Origin of the sequence: Acuticoccus sp. (genome assembly GCF_965213555.1) — a bacterium.
Lineage (GTDB): Bacteria > Pseudomonadota > Alphaproteobacteria > Rhizobiales > Amorphaceae > Acuticoccus.
The window spans coordinates 767,578-784,554 of record NZ_OZ243890.1 but is presented as its reverse complement, the minus strand read 5'-3'; the positions used below and the strand labels follow the sequence as shown (position 1 = coordinate 784,554).

12 protein-coding genes are annotated in these 16,977 nt (G+C 71.3%); 10 read left to right on the top strand and 2 right to left on the bottom strand.

Annotation, left to right across the window (positions count from 1 at the left end):
- The first annotated feature begins 109 nt into the window (after nucleotides 1-109).
- A complete protein-coding gene (locus ACOOE8_RS03925; protein WP_420394622.1) occupies nucleotides 110-673 on the top strand; it encodes a nitroreductase family protein in 564 nt (187 codons plus the stop codon).
- 406 nt (nucleotides 674-1,079) lie between these two features.
- On the opposite strand, the gene ACOOE8_RS03920 is transcribed toward ACOOE8_RS03925, so the two are convergent.
- Nucleotides 1,080-6,200: a hypothetical protein gene (locus tag ACOOE8_RS03920; protein ID WP_420393557.1), complete on the bottom strand. Its 5,121-nt coding sequence runs from the start codon at nucleotides 6,198-6,200 to the stop codon at nucleotides 1,080-1,082.
- A 1,805-nt stretch (nucleotides 6,201-8,005) separates the two neighbouring features.
- Here ACOOE8_RS03920 and ACOOE8_RS03915 point away from each other — a divergent pair.
- From ACOOE8_RS03915 to ACOOE8_RS03890, 6 genes are all read left to right on the top strand, one after another.
- Nucleotides 8,006-8,326, top strand: coding sequence for a 2Fe-2S iron-sulfur cluster-binding protein (locus ACOOE8_RS03915; RefSeq protein ID WP_420393556.1), 321 nt, complete (start codon nucleotides 8,006-8,008; stop codon nucleotides 8,324-8,326).
- Nucleotides 8,326-9,081, top strand: a complete 756-nt coding sequence (locus tag ACOOE8_RS03910; RefSeq protein ID WP_420393555.1) for an alpha/beta fold hydrolase — start codon at nucleotides 8,326-8,328, stop codon at nucleotides 9,079-9,081. Before ACOOE8_RS03915 ends, ACOOE8_RS03910 begins: the two co-directional genes overlap by 1 nt.
- A 75-nt stretch (nucleotides 9,082-9,156) precedes the next feature.
- Complete coding sequence (gene epsC / locus ACOOE8_RS03905) at nucleotides 9,157-9,969, top strand: serine O-acetyltransferase EpsC (protein ID WP_420393554.1); 813 nt, start codon at nucleotides 9,157-9,159, stop codon at nucleotides 9,967-9,969.
- Between the two features lie 220 nt (nucleotides 9,970-10,189).
- Nucleotides 10,190-10,405 carry a DUF3126 family protein gene (locus tag ACOOE8_RS03900; protein ID WP_420393553.1) on the top strand — a complete coding sequence of 72 codons (216 nt, stop codon included), beginning with the start codon at nucleotides 10,190-10,192 and terminating at the stop codon, nucleotides 10,403-10,405.
- 1,736 nt (nucleotides 10,406-12,141) lie between these two features.
- The gene (locus tag ACOOE8_RS03895) at nucleotides 12,142-12,792 is read left to right on the top strand and encodes a rhomboid family intramembrane serine protease (protein ID WP_420393552.1); all 651 of its coding nucleotides are present in this window, start codon (nucleotides 12,142-12,144) and stop codon (nucleotides 12,790-12,792) included.
- Nucleotides 12,793-12,854: 62 nt separating this feature from the next.
- Nucleotides 12,855-13,283, top strand: coding sequence for a CBS domain-containing protein (locus tag ACOOE8_RS03890; protein WP_420393551.1), 429 nt, complete (start codon nucleotides 12,855-12,857; stop codon nucleotides 13,281-13,283).
- Between the two features lie 15 nt (nucleotides 13,284-13,298).
- Here ACOOE8_RS03890 and hisI read toward each other — a convergent pair whose 3' ends face one another.
- Nucleotides 13,299-13,742 carry a phosphoribosyl-AMP cyclohydrolase gene (gene hisI / locus ACOOE8_RS03885; RefSeq protein WP_420393550.1) on the bottom strand — a complete coding sequence of 148 codons (444 nt, stop codon included), beginning with the start codon at nucleotides 13,740-13,742 and terminating at the stop codon, nucleotides 13,299-13,301.
- 34 nt (nucleotides 13,743-13,776) lie between these two features.
- Between hisI and ACOOE8_RS03880 the strand changes: the two genes are divergently transcribed.
- The 3 genes from ACOOE8_RS03880 (at nucleotide 13,777) to thrS (ending at nucleotide 16,845) form a co-directional block, all read left to right on the top strand.
- On the top strand, nucleotides 13,777-14,214 hold the full coding sequence (locus ACOOE8_RS03880; protein WP_420393549.1) for an iron-sulfur cluster assembly scaffold protein: 438 nt from the start codon (nucleotides 13,777-13,779) through the stop codon (nucleotides 14,212-14,214).
- Nucleotides 14,211-14,516: a membrane protein insertion efficiency factor YidD gene (gene yidD, locus ACOOE8_RS03875; RefSeq protein ID WP_420393548.1), complete on the top strand. Its 306-nt coding sequence runs from the start codon at nucleotides 14,211-14,213 to the stop codon at nucleotides 14,514-14,516. Before ACOOE8_RS03880 ends, yidD begins: the two co-directional genes overlap by 4 nt.
- 160 nt (nucleotides 14,517-14,676) lie before the next feature.
- Nucleotides 14,677-16,845: a threonine--tRNA ligase gene (thrS, locus tag ACOOE8_RS03870; protein ID WP_420393547.1), complete on the top strand. Its 2,169-nt coding sequence runs from the start codon at nucleotides 14,677-14,679 to the stop codon at nucleotides 16,843-16,845.
- Nucleotides 16,846-16,977 lie beyond the last annotated feature (132 nt).

The following is a 16,977-nucleotide window of genomic DNA, read 5'->3' as shown; positions in this document are numbered from 1 at the left end:
GAAGCACGTGACCACCGCGTCGCATTCACCCTGCATTGGTTGATAACGTATTTCAATGAAGGGCAGGCCTGAGCGCAAAGGGGCGTAGGGAGGCTCGATGACGCATATAATGACGCAGTTGCGTGACTATCTTGCAACGCGTCGGTCGACGCCGGCCTCGTTCCTCGACGGCCCCGGACCGGACGCAGCAACGCGCGACGCGATTCTTACGATGGCCGCCCGCGTGCCGGACCACGGCAAGCTCGCCCCTTGGCGCTTCATCATCTTCGAGGGGGAGGGGCGGGACCGCGCGGGCGAGGCGCTCGCCGAGGTCGCCGCGGCGTCGGACGTGCCGCGCGACCTCGAGGAGGAGCGCTGCCGCTTGGTACGGGCGCCCCTTGTTGTGGCGGTCGTGAGCCGCGCGGCGCCACACGCGAAGATCCCCGAGTGGGAGCAGGTGCTGTCGGCCGGAGCGGTGTGCCTCAACCTCGTGCACGCCGCCGCTGCGCACGGCTTCAAGGCGCAATGGCTGACCGAGTGGATCGCCTACGACCGCGCGGCGCTCGACGTGCTGGGGGTCGGCGCTGCGGAGCGTGTGGCGGGGTTCCTGTACGTGGGGGTGCCGCAGTTCGTCCCGACGGACCGCGACCGACCGAACCTTGCAGGCCTGGTCACGACCTACGTGCCAGCGTGATCGGGCGTCGGCCGGACGCCCGCGTCGCCCTGCGTGCCAGCACGAGGGTAAGCAAGTTGGGATGCAGGCCGTCCTCGGCCGCTCCTGCCTGGCACCGTCCGTCATCATCGCGAGCGTCATCGTCGCCGATGTACCTCAACCCCCGAGGCTCCGCCCCGACCCCTCAATGAGGCGCCAAGGCGTACCGATGGCGTCCTGATCGCGCGCACGACGAGCACCGGCAGGGGCGTGTTGCGTCGGTCATCGCCGCGGTGTGGCAGAAATACACCGCGGCCCTTGCGTCGCGCTGGCTTCGGACGATGAGCGGTGAGCGGCCTTTGCCTCGGATGCCCGCGGGCGTTCGTCCAGCAGGGGCCCACGCGTCGGTGCGTGGAGCCGGGCCCGCGCACCGACGGACCCGCTGCTGTCAGGTGAGCCGGCCGGAGGCGTGCGCCAGGAGCGTGTACAGCCTGCCGTCCTCGCTCATCAGTGCCTCGCGGGTCCGTCGGCCGGACGCGTCGGCGTCCGACGCCTTGGCGATCCGCTCCTCGAAGTCGTCCACGTAGCGATCGGCGGCGACGCGGAAGTCGCGGTCACGCTGGTAACGGCGGCGCGCGTCCTCGAACGTGCGCTGGCCCTCCAACGTGTAGGACTGGCGCGTGAAGACCTGTCGTTCGCCTCGGTTGAAGCGGGACCAGAGGTCTCGATACAGCCCGTCGTCCATGGCGCGGCTCGCGGGCCGCAGGAGGCGGGCGAGCGGCTCCTCGGGGTGCGCTCCGGCGGGTGCTGCCTCGCCCGTGGGCTCGCTCGTCGGCGCAGAGGACGGCGTGTCGGCGCGGCGCAACAGCCCGTTCATCCACGAACTGCCGGCGTCCGGGCCGTTGCCGGCGGGGCGCGTCCTCGGCTCGACGGGCGCGCGCGTCTCGCGGCGGGCCTCCAACGGACGGGGGCTGCGACGGTAGGGCTCGCGGCCGGCATCCTCCCCGTAGGCTGGCTGGCGCGCCGGCGGCTCGGCGGCGGCGTGACGGGCGACGATGTCGCCGAGCTCGCGCACGGCATCGAGCTGGTCAGTCACCGCGCGACGCAGCGCGTCGGCGTTGCGCACGGTCTCCTCCGGCAACTCCAGCACCGAGCGCTCCAGCGCGGAGCGCGTCGCCTCGAACTCGTGCCGCACCGAACTTGCGGACTGGCGCATGTCCCCCGTCGCCGCCTCGAAGCGCTCGGCGACGCCCTGCAGCGCGGCGACGATGTCGCGCGCCAGCGCCTCCTGGGAGGCGAGCAGGCCCTCGCGCATCCGCGACGCCTCCGCCGAGGCGTTCTCGTGCAGCGCCTCGAGCTGCGGGGCAACGGTGCGCGAGGCCTCGTCGAGCGTGCGCTCCAGCAGGAGGCGCGCCTCCTGCATGCGCTCCTCGGTCGCCGACAGCTGGGCGTCGATGCGCTCGGCGAACGTGCGGGTGAGGTCGTCCACCTCGTGGGTCCTCGCCGCGACCGACGCGGCAAGGGCCTCGATGGCGGCGCTGCGATCCTCCATGCGGTCGTCGAACGCGCGGGCGTCGCCGTCGAAGCGCTCGACCGCGGCCGCGAGGAGCTGGCCGTCCCGCTCGATGCGCTCGGCGATCGCCGACAGGTCTGACAGCGCGACCGCTGCCGCCTCCTGCAGCGCGGCGGCCTGCCGCGTCATCCCTTCCCCGGTGCGCTGCGTGTCGTCGAGCGCGCCCTGCACGGTGGCGCGCAGCGCATCGCCGCGGGTGCTGAGGTTCTCCTCCATGTCGCCGAGCGTGATGCCGACGGAGCCCAGCATCTCATGCAGCGACCGGTTGGTCTCCTCCACCCGCGACAGCGTGCCGCCGAGCTCGTCGACGAGCGCCCGGTGCGTCTCGCGAAGCTCGCCGATCGAAGCGGCGCCGCGACGGGCCAGCGCGTCCAGGAAGTCGTCGCCGTGCTCGTCGATGACGGTGCGCAGGTGCGCCAGGCTGTCGGACGCGTCCTTGGCGACCGAGCGCATGGCGTCGGTCGTCCGCTCGCCCTCGCGGGTCAAAGCGTCGTGCGCCTCGGCCATGGTGGTCGCGATGGACGTGCGCGTCGCCTCGGTGCGCTCGCTGATCATGGCGAGGAGCTGGTCGAGCGTGTCGACCATCGCCTCGCGCATCTGGCTGCCGCCGGACGCCACCTCGCCGGACATGTTGGCCATCGTCTCCGACAGCATCCGGTTGACCGCGCGGGTCTCCTCGGAGAGCTGGGCGGAGATGTCCTGCATGGGCTCCAGGATGTCGCGGCGCGTGGCATCCACCACGGCGCGCAGTGCGTCCTGGGCGAGCGCGCCGCCCTCGGCGAGGCCGTCGGCCACCGTCTGCGTCGCCTCGCGCGACAGGAGGGCGACCTCCTCGAGGCGGGTGGCGAACGCGTCGTTGATCGCGGCTTGACCATTCGAGAGGGCGTCGGAGATGGTGCGCGCGCGCTCGACAAGGGCGTCGGACACCTTCTCTACCCGCCCGTCGAGGGCGTCCTCCATGGCGTCCATGCGCTCGGTGAGCACCTTTGCCACCTCGTCGGCGTGGTGCGTGAGGTCGGCGACGATGCCGCTTGCGCGCTCGTTGACGAGCCCGTCGTAGCGAGCGATCGCGGCGGCGAGGTCGTCGGTCATCGGTGCGGCGCGTTCGTCGAGGATCGCCGACAGCTGCGCGATGTCGCAGTCGATCGCCCCGCGCAGGGCGTCCATGCGCCCGGCGAAGGCCTCGGCCTGCCCGTCGAACGCACCGATCAGCCCGTCGATGCGCCCAGCCAGCGCCCGCTCGGTGGACGCCGCCGTCGAGGACACCACGTCCTCGAGCCGGTCGGACTGCTCGACCAGCACGCCGGTGTAGCGCGTGACCCCGTCCTCCAAGCGCTCCGCGATGAGGTCGATGCGCTCGGTGAGCGTCCTGTCGGCGCGTTCGGAGGTCTCGCCGAGCACGGCTTGGAGGCGTCCCGTGTGGTCGGCGACCACCGCAGCGTACTGCGCGACACCGCCGTCGAGGGCGATGCGGATCGTCTCGATGCGATCGTTGAACGCCCGCGTCGCCTCCTCCGAGGACGAGTTCAACGCCTCCTCGATGCGCACCGCGTTGTCCGCGGCGAGGGCGCCAAAGCGCTCGGTTTCGCCCTCGAGCGAGACGCGGATCGCGTCGCCCCTGTCGGCGATCAGCTCCGCAATGCGGCTCGCGGACCGGTCGAGCTCGGCGGCGGCCCCCTCGGCTCGCGCGCCCAACGCGCCGGACACCTCGCGTCCGGCGTCGGCCAGGCGCTCGGCGAGCGTTCCCGTCTCTTCGCGCATGGCGATCGACACCTGCTCGACCGCCTCGGAGAGGTCGTCCTTCACAAGGTCGGTGTGGCGCCGCAGCTGGCCCTGGAACGCATCGGTGGACTGACGCAGGTGCTCGTCGAGCGCCGCGCCCTCGGCGACGATGGCCTTCTCCAGCCGATCCGCGACGGTCTCGATGCGCACGGCAAGGTCGCTGCCACGCTCGTCGAAGGTGGCAGACAGCGTGCCATGGACGGCCTCGATGCGGTGCGCGAAGCTCTCCGCCCTCAGCCCGAAGTCCTCGACGAGCGAGGAGCCGGAGCCTGCGATGATGTCGGCGACGCGGTCGACCTCGAGGGTGATGCGCTCGACGATCGCGTCGGTGCGTGCGGTGAGGGTGTCGCCGGCGCGCTCGGTGCCGTCGACGAAGGTGCGCTCCAGCGACAGGCCGAACTCGGTGAGGCTCGCCTGGAACGCGTCGGCGTGATTCAAGAAGCTCGCCTCGAGCTCGGCCTGGCGCTCCCTGAGGATGGCCTCGGAGCGGTCGGCCTGGTCGATCAGCGTCTCCGACAGGGAGATCGACGTGGTGCCGACGGCATCCGTCAGGCGGTCGCCGAGGGCGGTGATCGAGGCCTCGACCTCGCCGATCTGCCGATACACCGCATCGTGCATCTGGGTGGATGCGCCGGTGATCGTCTCAGTCATGCGATCGCCGAGCTCGGTGAGGCGGCCCTCCACCTCGCCGATCCGACCGCCGAAGGTGTCGAGCATGGACGTGGTCGTCGATTGGACCGAGCCCATGAGCCCATCGGAGAGCACCCGCAGACGGTCCTCCACATCGTCGACCTCCCGCGAGACCGTCTGAGTGAACGCGGCCGAACCGGAGGTGACGACCTCGCCCACGCGATCGCCGAGGGTGACGAGCGTCGCCTCGAGGCGGTCCGCATGGGTGATGAGGGTGTCGCTCATCGCCGACGAGGAGTTGCCGATGGCGTCGGTCAAGCGGTCCCCAAGGACCGACAAGGTCGAGGCGACCTGGTCCACTTGGGTGGTCATGAGGTGCGTGAGGTCCTCGGACGCGGCGGCGATCGCGTGTGTGGTCGACGTCGCGCCCCCGTTGATCGTGGCGTCGAGCTCGCCGACCGTGATCTGGAGCGTCTCCACGAGCCGGGCCGTCGTCAGCGACATGCGCTCGTCGAGGCTGGCAGCGCTCCCTGCCACCGCGTCCGCAGCGCGCTCGGCGGCGCCCGCGACGTCCCTCTCCATGACGCCGAGGCGGTCGTCGAGGGCGCGAGCCATATGCTCGGACGCAGCATCGACCCTGGTATCGATCTCGCCGAGGCGCCCCTCGATCATGCCACCGATGCGCGCTGCGGCGTCCGACAGCGTCTCGTCGAGGTGGGACAGCGAGCCCGACACCACGCCGGTGAGCCGCTCGCCCGCCTCGCCCATGTGCGACACGACGACGTCGAGCCGCTCGCCGACCTGGGCCTCTAGGGTATGCGAGGCGGTGACGAGGGTGGACTCGATGGCGGCGAGGCGCTCGTCGACGAGGCTCACAACGTCTCCGGATGCGCGGGACAGCGTGGCCTCGATGGAGCCGAGCTCCGTCGTGAAGGTGTGGCTCAGCGTCTCGTTGAGGCGCGCCATCTCCTCGGTGACGGCGCCGCTGCGCTCCGCCATGGCGCGCAGAAGCTCTTCCCGGGTCCGCCCCATGACGTCGTTGACCTCACCGAGCCGGTCCTCGACGCTTTCGATGAGCGCGCGCGAGGAGCGCTCCAGCGTCCCGTCGATGCCCTCGACGGAGGTCTCAACCAGGCTGCCGAACGTCGACGAGGCGTTGGCGACGGTGGTGTCGAGGGCCTCGAGGCGCTCGTCGATCATGCCGGTGAAGCGCTCGGTGGCGTAGGCGACCGTCGTGTCGACCGCGTTCATGCGGTCCTCCACGGTGTTCGACAGCCGCTCGGCCGACAGCGACACGGTGGCGTCCAGCGCCGCCATCTTGTCGGCGATGGTCATGTCGAAGGTCGCCGACGCCTCGGTGAAGCCCGCGTTGAGCTCGGCGAGCTTGGAGTCCAGCGTCACCGTCAGGGACGTGTTGACCTCCATGATGGCGCCGGACACCTGCTCGCCCGCGTTGAGCAGCACCTTGGAGACCTCCTCGGCGCGGTCGATCACCGTGTCGGCGAGGGTCGATCCGGTCTGCGCGAAGCTCTCCGTCATCGCGATCGTGCGGTCGGCGAGGCTGTCGACGAGCTCCTGACCCACGCGGCCGAACTCGTCGGTGATCTCGGCCGACTGACCGGCGATGGTGTCGATTAGGATCTCGGCGGTCGAGCGGATCGTCTCCGTTGCCGATCCGGCCTCCGCCTGGAGCGAGCCCACGAGGTATTCGGTGGTGTGGCGGATGGTCTCCACGGTCTGCCCGGTCTCTGCGTGGAGCGTATCCGACGAGGGTCTCCGAGGCCCCCCTGACGGCGTCGATGGTGGCGCCGGACTGCAGCGTGATCGCCTCGATCAGGACCGCGACGTTGCCGTCGAGGGCGGCGCGCTGGGTCTCGGTCAGCGTTCGCAGCGCCTCCGTCGAGCTGTCGCCGGCGGCGAGGAGGGTCGTTTCGAGCTCGTCCGTGCGCTCGACCATGCGGGCGACGTAGGCGTCCCCCGCCGTCGTGAACGTGGTCATCATGGAGCTGCCGGAGGACATCATGTCCTCCACCACGCGGGCACTCTCCGCGCGGATCGTCTCGCCGATGCGGCCGGTGGTGTCGGCGAGATGCGTGGTGACGACCTCGTGCAGCTCGCGCACCAGGGTCGCGAGGCCGGACTTCGCCGTCTCGAGCTCGTCGCGCATGCGGTCGGAGTTCGCCATCAGCGTCTCGCGCTCGGCGACGAGCTCCTCGAACAGGGCACGGATCTTCGCCTCGTGGTCGCCATAGGAGCGCTCGAGCGCTGCGACCTCCCGGTGGACGAGGACCTCGAGCTCGGAGGCCCGCTCCAGGGCCTGCTCGATGCCGGTGGACATGCCGGCCACCTCCCGGCGGATCGCCTGGCCGATCGTGGCGACGCCCTCGCTGGCGCTGAGCTCGGGCTCGGTGAGGCGCTGGGCGATGCCGGCCATCGCAGCGGACGACGCGCGCAGCTCCTCGGAGCGCTTCGCGAGCGTCGCCACCATCATGAAGAGCAGGATTGGACCGACCGTGGCGCCGATCAGCGCGAACGCGCCCGGTGAGGTCACGAAGTCGAGGGCGCCGTCGGAGGCGACCTCGCCGAGCGCGATGAAGAGCCCGAACCCGCCCCACAGGGCGGACGCGAGGACGGCGAGCGTGACGGCGGTCCCGCCGCGCTGGCGACCCTCGCGCTCGGCCGCCTCGAAGCGGAGCCGGTCGTCGTTCGCCGCCGCCTTCTGACGCGCCATCGTGCGTGGCCGGCGGCGGCGCGGCCGCGGCGCCGCCTCGCCGTCCGGCCCGTCGTTGGCGGGGGCGAAGGCGTCCGGCGGCGGCAGCGCGCCGGCGCTCGGCCGACGCATCCCCTGGGGCTCCTCGCGCGGCGCGCGGCCGGCCAGCGAGCTCTCGATGCTGGCGGCGAAGCCCTCGGTGTCGTCCACGTTGGAGCCAAGGTCGAACTTCAGCGCCTCCTCGACCGCGGAGAGGGCCGCGTCCGTCGGATCCGGGTCGGCGCCGGGGAAGCGGTGCGTGTCTGTCGCCATGGGTCGCCTCGATCGTACGCTACTGCGGCGGCGGCGCGGGTCGTGCGCCGGGGATCGTGGCACGTAGGCCACGGGTCGACGCAAACCACGAGCCCGGTCCGCGCCCAATCCTTAATGGATCGCTAATGCCACAGGGCCCGAGCACGAACAAGGAACTGCGTGATCCGTGCATCACCGTGGTTAAAACTACAATTTGAGGGAAAACGCAGGCATCTCTGCTTGACGGAGGAGCGCCTCATCGCAAGGCGGCACCTTCAGCCTCACCCGTCGCGCGCTCAGACGTCGCTCGCTTGACGCTCGGATCGGACCGTCTATGTCCGCGGGGCGCGCCCGGGGACCCGTGCGCGACGGCCCGGCGCGAGGATCCATGGCGAAGATCACCTACATCACGCACGACGGCGAGCCCCATGACGTCGAGGCGGAGGCCGGTGCCACGGTGATGTCGGCGGCGGTGCGCAGCATGGTCCCCGGCATCGACGCCGAGTGCGGCGGCGCCTGCGCCTGCGCCACCTGTCACGTCTACGTCGACGAGGCGTGGCAGGAGGTGGTCGGCGGCCCCTCGCCGATGGAGGAGGACATGCTCGACTTTGCCATGGAGGTGCGCGCCGGCTCCCGCCTGTCCTGCCAGATCAAGGTGACGGACGCGCTCGACGGGCTCGTGGTGCGCGTGCCTGAGGAGCAGGCCTGATGGCGACCTTCTCCAGCGACGGGGTGACGCTGGACTACGGCGACGAGGGGGCGGGCCCGCCCGTCCTCCTCATCCACGGCTTCGCCTCCAACGGGGCGGTCAACTGGGGTGCCACGTCCTGGGTGCGGACCGTCACCGGGAGCGGCCGGCGCGCGCTCGTCCTCGACAACAGGGGGCACGGCAACTCCGACAAGCTCTACGATCCTGCGGACTACGCCACGGACCGCATGGCAGCGGACGTCGTGCGCCTCCTCGACCACGTCGGGGTCGAGCGCGCGGCGCTTGTCGGCTACTCCATGGGGGCGCGCATCGCAGCCTTCGCCACGCTCGCCGCACCAACGCGGGTGGCAGCCCTCGTCCTGTCCGGCATGGCGAGCGCCCTCGTGGACGGGACCGGCGACGGCGAGGCCATCGCCGCCGCGCTCGAGGCACCCTCCGCCGACGTCGTGACGGACGAGGTCGCGCGCGGCTACCGCCTGTTCGCCGAGCGCACGCGCAGCGACCTCGCCGCGCTCGCCGCCTGCATCCGCGCCTCGCGCCAGACGCTGAGCGCGGAGGAGGTCGGGCGCATCGCGACGCCAACGCTCGTCGTGGCCGGCTCCGAGGACCGCGTCTGTGGCTCGCCGGACGCCCTCGCGGCGATGATCCCTGGCGCCGAACCGGTGACGCTCGCCGGGCGCGATCACATGTCCGCCGTCGGCGATGCGACGCACAAGGCGCGTGTCCTCGCCTTCCTCGATGCGCATGGCGCTTGACCGTCGGCGCACCGTTTGCGGTGTCGCGCCCCGTCCCCTAAGTGTCATGGCACGAAACGCGGTCGGAGGGTCGCCATGAGCGAGCAGGTCGCCGCCTTCGCGAAGGCCGATCCCGTGTGGCGGCACATCCGCTCCGATGCGGAGGATGTCGTGGTCCGCGAGCCTGCGATGGCGGGGTTCTTGTCGGCCACCGTCCTCGACCAGCCCTCCCTTGAGGACGCCCTCGCCGAGCGTGTCGCGGCGCGCATCGCCGACCCGATGATCGGAGCCTCCGCCGTGCGCCACGCCTTCCGCGATGCGCTCGACGACGATCCGCACCTTGCCGACGCGTTCCGCATCGACCTCGTCGCGGTGGTCGACCGCGACGCGGTGTGCGACCGCCTCCTCGAGCCGCTGATGTACTTCAAGGGGTTCCACGCGCTCGCCGCACACCGGGTCGCTCACTCCCTGTGGACCCGCGGCCGACGGGACTTCGCGTTGATGATGCAGGCGGCCACTTCCGCGGCGCTGCAGGTGGACATCCATCCGGCGGTCCCCATGGGTCGTGGCATCTTCATCGACCACGCCACCGGCGTCGTCATCGGCGCGACGGCCACCCTCGGCGACGACGTCTCGCTGCTGCAGGGGGTGACGCTCGGCGGCACCGGCAAGGAGGGTGGCGACCGTCATCCGAAGATCGGCTCGGGCGTCCTTGTCGGTGCGGGGGCCAAGATCCTCGGCAACTTCGAGATCGGGCACTGCTCGCGCGTCGCAGCAGGGTCCGTCGTGCTGTCGGCCGTGCCGCCGAACTCCACGGTCGCCGGGGTGCCGGCGAGGATCGTGGGAAGCGCCGGCTGTCCCGAGCCGTCCCGCTCCATGGACCAGATCCTTGCCACCCTCGACGGCTGAGTGGGGTCGGTTGCAGCTGCGATGTACATCGTTGGCCGCGCGCGGCGATGCGGCGCGGCGTGACGCGTTGACAAGCCTCGGACAATCGCGCGGTTGATCGCCCGCGTTCCTTCGTGCAGCGTGACATCGCCGTTCGGTTGTGCGGCCGCATCGGCTCAGGCTTGAGATGAAGGCTGGCTTCGGCGGGATGCGGGGTGAATCCCCACTTTGGGAGACGAGGGTGAACAAGAGCGAGATCGCGAAGCTCGAGGCGTACCTGCGCCGCGTGTTCGGCAACGACACGATCGGCGTGCGCCCCCAGGCGCGCAAGGACGACTCCGCCGAGGTGTACATCGGCGAGGAGTTCATCGGCGTCCTCTACCGGGACGAGGACGAGGGCGAGCTGTCGTGGAACTTCACGATGGCGATCCTGGAGATGGACGTGGAAGGCGCCTGACGCGGGACGTCGCTGCTCGGGCCGCTCGGCCGTCCGACGCCCATGCGCCCGGCGTCATCGACGACCGCGCGCCGGACGCGCGGCACGTCCCTTCGCGCCCGCATCAAGCTCCGCGATCATGGGCGGCCGCGCCTGCGGCTTCGGCTCGAAGGATTGGTCGCCTCGACGCTTCGGCTGGCCCGCCGCGCGCGATGCGGGCGAGGCACGTCCTCGCGGGCATCTCACGTGAGTAGGACCGTCGTCGGAGCGTGACGCTACCGCTATCGCGGGCGGCGACGTAGTTGCGCCACTTGCGGGCGTGCCGCTCGCGTCGACCGTCGGCTTCCCTCCGGCTCGCTTGATGCAACTGCCGGTGTTGGTCGGCAGATCGAGGCGGCGAGCACGCGTCGCCGGTCGGTCCGTTGCCGGATCGCCGGGTCGGTTTGCCGCGCTCGGCACGCGATGGCCGGTTTGCCGCGCTCGGCAGGCGATGGCCGGGTTTGCTGGGACCGAACGCGGTGGCCGGTTTGCCGAGCCGGCACGCGATGGCCGGGTTTGCTGGGACCGAACGCGGTGGCCGGTTTGCCGAGCCGGCACGCGATGGCCGGTTTGCTACGCCGGCACGCGATGGCCGGTCTGCCGGGCCGGCACGCGATGGCCGGGTTTGCTGGGACCGAACGCGGTGGCCGGTTTGCCGAGCCGGCACGCGATGGCCGGTTTGCTGCGCCGGCACGCGATGGCCGGTCTGCCGGGCCGGCACGCGATGGCCGGTCTGCCGGGCCGGCACGCGATGGCCGGTTTGCTGCGCCGGCACGCGATGGCCGGTCTGCCGGGCCCGGCACGCGATGGCCGGTCTGCCGGGCCGGCACGCGATGGCCGGGTTTGCTGGGACCGAACGCGGTGGCCGGCTTGCGGACCCCACGCGATCGTCGGGTTTGCCGGCCCGCACGCGATCGCGTTTCGGCCACGACGGTTCCGCGACGGTTCGAGGCGGCGCGCTAAGTTCTTGCCCCGATGCGTTCGCGACGACCCCGCCGAGCTGCGAGCGGTTGCCAACCCCCCGAGCCATCCCAACTGACAGCCATGGTGATTGGTGCAACGCGTCTTCCTCGCCCTTGCGGCAGTCCTTGCGCGGGCAGGCGCCTGCCATGAGGCACGTGCCTCGCATCCCGCCCTCGGACGCAGCCCGCACCGCCAATGCCTCCCCTGAGCGGCCGACGGACGAGGCCGGGACGGGTCACGCCGGAGCGCAATGGGAAGGCGGCCGTCCGGACCGGTCGGGATGGCGCAATCAAGGGGACCGCGCCCGGCGCGCGCCTCCCTCGATCGCGCGCCCGGATGACGATGGCGCGAGCGAAGCCCACGATGGGGACCGCCAGGCACCCGACGACGTCGCACGTGAGGGCCGTTTCGGCCACGAGCTGCCGCCCGACGGCACCGCGAAGGACGTCCGCTGGAGCGGTGCTCGCACGCAGGCAGCCGCGCACGCCGAGTTCGGCTCCCGCCGAGCGGACGACGGCGACACCGCGAGCGCCGTCGGCTCGAACGGGGTCCGCCCGTCGGCGCCAGATCGCGGTCCGGCCCACGATGGCACGGCTCGGGCGAGCCACGCTCCGTGGCGCGACCGAGGGACGTCGCAGCGTGCGGAGCGATGGGGGGGCGATCGGGCGGCAGGGCCCGGGCCTTGGCGCCCGGGACCGCCGGCGCACACGCCGCAGCGCGAGCCTGCGCTGCTGTTGCCCGGCGCGGTGTTGGCGATGCTCGCGATCATCGTCGCGGTCCAGCTTGCCCGCTCGGCCATCGACCCGCAGCTCGGCGCGGCGGTGCTCGCCTGGTTCGCCTTCATCCCGGCGCGCTACGTGGGCATCGCGGGCTACCTGCCCGGCGGGCTCCCCGCCGACGCCTGGACGTTCGTGACCTACGCGCTGCTGCACGGCTCGTGGGTGCACCTCATCACCAACGCGGTGTGGCTCGTCGCCTTCGGCAGCGCGGTGGCGCGGCGCTTCGGTGCCGTGCGGTTCTGGGTGTTCTCGGCGGCGGCGGCGGCGGGGGGCGCGGCCATGCACCTTGCCGTGCACTTCGGCGACCCGGTGCCCGTGGTAGGCGCCTCCGCCGCGATCGCCGGGCTGATGGCGGCGGCCGCGCGCTTCGTCTTCGATTCTGGCGGGCCCCTCGTCCTGCGCCGTCCAGGCGACGACGCTGCCTTCCGTCGGCCGGCCCGCACGCTGCGGCAGACGCTTCAGACCCGCAGCGCGCTGGTCTTCATCGTGTTGTGGTTCGTGATCAACGCGATCGTCGGCATCGGCTCGACCATGGCGGGCGGGTTGTCGATCGCGTGGGAGGCGCACGTCGGCGGCTTCCTGGTTGGCCTCCTGCTCTTCCGCCTGTTCGACCCCGTTCCGCGCTGAGCGCTGGCGGCCCGCCGCGAAGTGTGGAACGCTCCTCGGCTCACAACCGAGGGAGGGGACGCATGACCGTCAACGCGATCCTTCAGAGCAAGGGCGCGGACGTCTTCACCATGGGGCCGCACGCGACGCTCCGCGAAGTTGCGAGCGAGCTGACACGGCGCAAGATCGGTGCGGTGCTCATCCTTGAGGACGAGGAGCTGCGCGGCATCATCTCGGAGCGCGACATCGTGCGCGGCGTCGCCGAGAAGGGCGCGGACGCCCTCGCGCAGTCGGCCGCCTCGACGATGACACGCGCGTTGGAAACGTGTGGCCGACACGACGCCATCGACGACGTGATGCACCGCATGACGGTGTCGCGGTTCCGCCACATGCCGGTCATCGAGGACGGCAGGCTCATCGGCCTCGTGTCCATCGGCGACGTGGTGAAGCGGCGCATCGAGGACACCGTGCGCGAGAGCGACGACATGCGCGCGTACATCCACTCGAGCTGACCGGACGCCGCGCGATCACGAGCCGTCGGCGGCGCGGGCCGACCGGTCGTCCTCGGTCCTCCGCAACGCGCCGTCCTCGCCGACCGCCCGGTAGAAGCAGCTCCTCGCCCCGGTGTGACACGCGCCGCCGTCGCCGCCGACGGCGACGCGCAGCACCAGCGCGTCCTGGTCGCAGTCGACGAGGATGCGCCGCACCCTTTGAACCTGGCCGGACGTCTCGCCCTTGCGCCACAGCTTGGCGCGCGAGCGGCTGTAGTAGTGCGCCTCGCCGGTCGCCAGCGTCGCCGCCAACGCCTCGGCGTCCATGTGCGCCAGCATCAGGACCTCGCCGGTCGCATCGTCGATGGCGACGGCGGTGAGGAGGCCGTCGGCGCCGAACTTGGGGCGGAACGCCGTGCCAAGCTCCTGCTCGGGCGCGGCGGCGGCCGGGGCCGCGAACCTTTCTGGACGAGGAGGCACGGTCTATATCCTGGAGCGTCGGGAGGGATGGTTCATGCTGAGCGACCTTTACAACGAGAAGATCCTCGCCTTCGCCGCCAACATTCCGCGGCTGGGACGGCTTGCGGCACCGGACGGCTCGTCCACCCAGCGCTCGCGGCTGTGCGGCAGCCAGGTCACGGTGGACGTCGCCGTCGAGGACGGCCGCGTCGCCGACTTCGCCCACGAGGTCAAGGCGTGCGCGCTCGGCCAGGCGTCCTCGGCGATCATGGCGACGAGCGTCATCGGCGCCACGCTGGGCGAGCTCCAGGCCGTGCGTGACGAGGTGGAAGCCATGCTGAAGGCCGGCGGACCCACCCCGCAGGGCCGCTGGGCGGACCTCAGGTACCTGGAGCCCGTCCGCGAGCACCGCTCGCGCCACCCCTCCACCATGCTGACCTTCGACGCGACGCTGGAGGCCGTCCGCAAGGCCTCGGTGGCCGAGGCGGCGTGAGGCCCGCCGCGGCGCTGCTGCGCGTCGGCCTCTTCGTCTACAGCGTGCTGCTGTCGCCGATCCTCGGACGGCAGTGCCGCTACCTGCCCACCTGCTCGCAGTACGGCGACGAGGCAGTTCGTCGCCACGGCGCCTGGGTCGGCGGCTGGCTGACGTTCGCCCGGGTGCTGCGCTGCAGGCCGTTCGGCGCGGCGGGCTTCGACCCCGTCCCCGACCTCCCGCCCGACGCAGGGCGCCGCCCCTGGCGCCACGCCCGCTGGCGCGCCGGCCACATGGACCCCGCGAGCCGCCTCGACGTCTGACCCGAAGGCCATGGCACCGCTCGCGGGGAGACCGCACCTTGCAAGCCGCCCCGCGGCGGCAGCCACCGCCCTCAAGGCACAGGGTCGTTGCATTCGGCGGGAAGCGCACGCATGTGGGGTGGGCTTACCTGCGCCCGTGGGCAGCGACTGAGCGAGTGCCATGATCACGATCACCTTCCCCGACGGCGCGAGCCGTCAGTACGAGCCCGGCGTGACCGGGGCCGACATCGCCGCGTCGATCTCGAAGTCGCTGGCCAAGAGGGCGCTGGCGGTCACGGTCGACGGCGCGGTCGCCGACCTCGGCGACCCCATCGAGCGCGATGCCACCGTGCGCATCATCACCCGCGCCGACGAGGAGGCGCTGGAGCTCATCCGCCACGACGCCGCTCACGTGATGGCGGAGGCCGTGCAGTCCCTATGGCCCGGCACGCAGGTCACCATCGGACCGATCATCCGCGACGGGTTCTACTACGACTTCCATCGCGACACCCCCTTCACCCTCGACGATCTGCCGAAGATCGAGGAGAGGATGCGCGAGATCATCCGCGCCGACGCACCGTTCACCAAGACGGTGCGGCGGCGCGAGGAGGTCCGCGAGACCTTCCGCCAGTTGGGCGAGACCTTCAAGGTCGAGCTGGTCGACGCGATCCCCGAGGGTCAGGACGTCAAGCTCTACCACCAGGGCGACTGGTTCGACTTGTGCCGCGGGCCGCACATGCCGTCCGTCGGCCACGTGGGCGACGCGTTCAAGCTCACGAAGGTCGCCGGCGCGTACTGGCGGGGCGACTCGACCCGTGAGCAGCTCACCCGCATCTACGGCACGGCCTGGCCCGACAAGAAGGGGCTCGACGCCTACCTCCAAATGCTGGAGGAGGCGGAGCGCCGCGACCACCGCAGGCTCGGCCGTGAGATGGACCTCTTCCACCTCCAGGAGGAGGCCCCGGGCGCGGTGTTCTGGCACCAGAAGGGCTGGCGGCTGTTCCTGGGCCTCATCGACTACATGCGCCGACGTCAGGTCGCGGCAGGCTACGACGAGATCAACACGCCTGAGCTGATGGACCTCACGCTGTGGGAGAGGTCCGGCCACGCCGAGAAGTTCCGCGAGGCGATGTACCTGTCGGAGCCCAAGGACGAGCGCACCTTCGCCATCAAGCCGATGAACTGCCCAGGCCACGTTCAGGTGTTCAAGAACGGGCTGAAGAGCTACCGCGACCTGCCTGCCAAGGTTGCCGAGTTCGGCAAGGTGCATCGCTACGAGCCGTCGGGGGCGCTGCACGGCCTCATGCGCGTGCGCGCGTTCACCCAGGACGACGCGCACATCTTCTGCACCGAGGATCAGATCGCCGCCGAGTGCCTGAAGGTGAACGACCTCATCCTGTCGATCTACGCCGACTTCGGCTTCGACGACGTCGTCATCAAGTTCTCCGACCGGCCCGAGCAGCGGGTCGGCGAGGACGCCGTCTGGGACCGCGCCGAGAAGGCGCTCGTCGACGTGCTCCGCACCACCGGCCGGGTGTGGTCGACCAACAGGGGTGAGGGGGCGTTCTACGGCCCCAAGCTCGAGTACACCCTGCGCGACGCCATCGGCCGGGAATGGCAGTGCGGCACGCTGCAGGTGGACTTCAACATGCCAGGCCGACTCGGTGCGTTCTACATCGGCGCGGATGGCGAGAAGCACGTCCCCGTCATGCTGCACCGGGCGATGTTCGGCTCGTTGGAGCGCTTCCTCGCGATCCTCATCGAGGACACCGCAGGTCACCTGCCCCTGTGGCTGTCGCCGTTGCCGGTCGTGGTCGCCACCATCGTCTCGGACGTCGACGGCTACGCGATGGAGGTGGCCGAGGCAGTGCGCGCTGCCGGCCTCCCGGCCGAGGCGGACCTCAGGAACGAGAAGATCAACTACAAGGTCCGCGAGCACTCGGCGGCCAAGGTGCCGGTCATCGCGGTCGTCGGCCAGCGGGAGGCGCAGGAGCGGACGGTGAACGTGCGGCGGCTCGGCTCGCGCCAGTCCGAGACCATGCGACTCGATGCGTTCGTGGCCGCGCTCGCCGACGAGGCGATGCCGCCCGACCGGCGCCGCGCCGTGGCGGCGCGCACGCGACGCGAGGCGGCGCAAGGGCGGCGCATCGACGTGGTCGAGGTGTTCGAGGGCTACGTGGTCAACGACGGCGCCGAGCGCCGCGCGTCGGACGTGTTCGAGACGCGCGAGGAGGCGGTGGAGGCGGCGCGCCGCATCCTGGCCGAGCGTGGCGGTGGCAACGTCTCGGTGTCGACGCTCGCCGGGGAGACGGATCGCCTTTCCGTCGAGGATGTCGACGCCACCCCCTAGTGGGCTGCGATGCTCGATCACGATCATCGGCGGACGAACGGTCCCTGCACCGGCTGACGCCACAGGCGTTGGTGATCCGTCGGCCTCGTTTAAAAGTATGGCAACCATACGGACCGTGGCCCGTTTCTAACG

Bases quoted from the DNA above. Each gene is read 5' to 3' on its own strand.
- epsC (WP_420393554.1), top strand. From the start codon at position 9,157: ATGAGCGAGCAGGTCGCCGCCTTCGCGAAGGCCGATCCCGTGTGGCGG.
- ACOOE8_RS03880 (WP_420393549.1), top strand. From the start codon at position 13,777: ATGCTGAGCGACCTTTACAACGAGAAGATCCTCGCCTTCGCCGCCAAC.
- ACOOE8_RS03890 (WP_420393551.1), top strand. From the start codon at position 12,855: ATGACCGTCAACGCGATCCTTCAGAGCAAGGGCGCGGACGTCTTCACC.
- ACOOE8_RS03925 (WP_420394622.1), top strand. From the start codon at position 110: ATGACGCAGTTGCGTGACTATCTTGCAACGCGTCGGTCGACGCCGGCC.
- thrS (WP_420393547.1), top strand. From the start codon at position 14,677: ATGATCACGATCACCTTCCCCGACGGCGCGAGCCGTCAGTACGAGCCC.
- ACOOE8_RS03895 (WP_420393552.1), top strand. From the start codon at position 12,142: ATGCTCGCGATCATCGTCGCGGTCCAGCTTGCCCGCTCGGCCATCGAC.
- ACOOE8_RS03915 (WP_420393556.1), top strand. From the start codon at position 8,006: ATGGCGAAGATCACCTACATCACGCACGACGGCGAGCCCCATGACGTC.
- ACOOE8_RS03910 (WP_420393555.1), top strand. From the start codon at position 8,326: ATGGCGACCTTCTCCAGCGACGGGGTGACGCTGGACTACGGCGACGAG.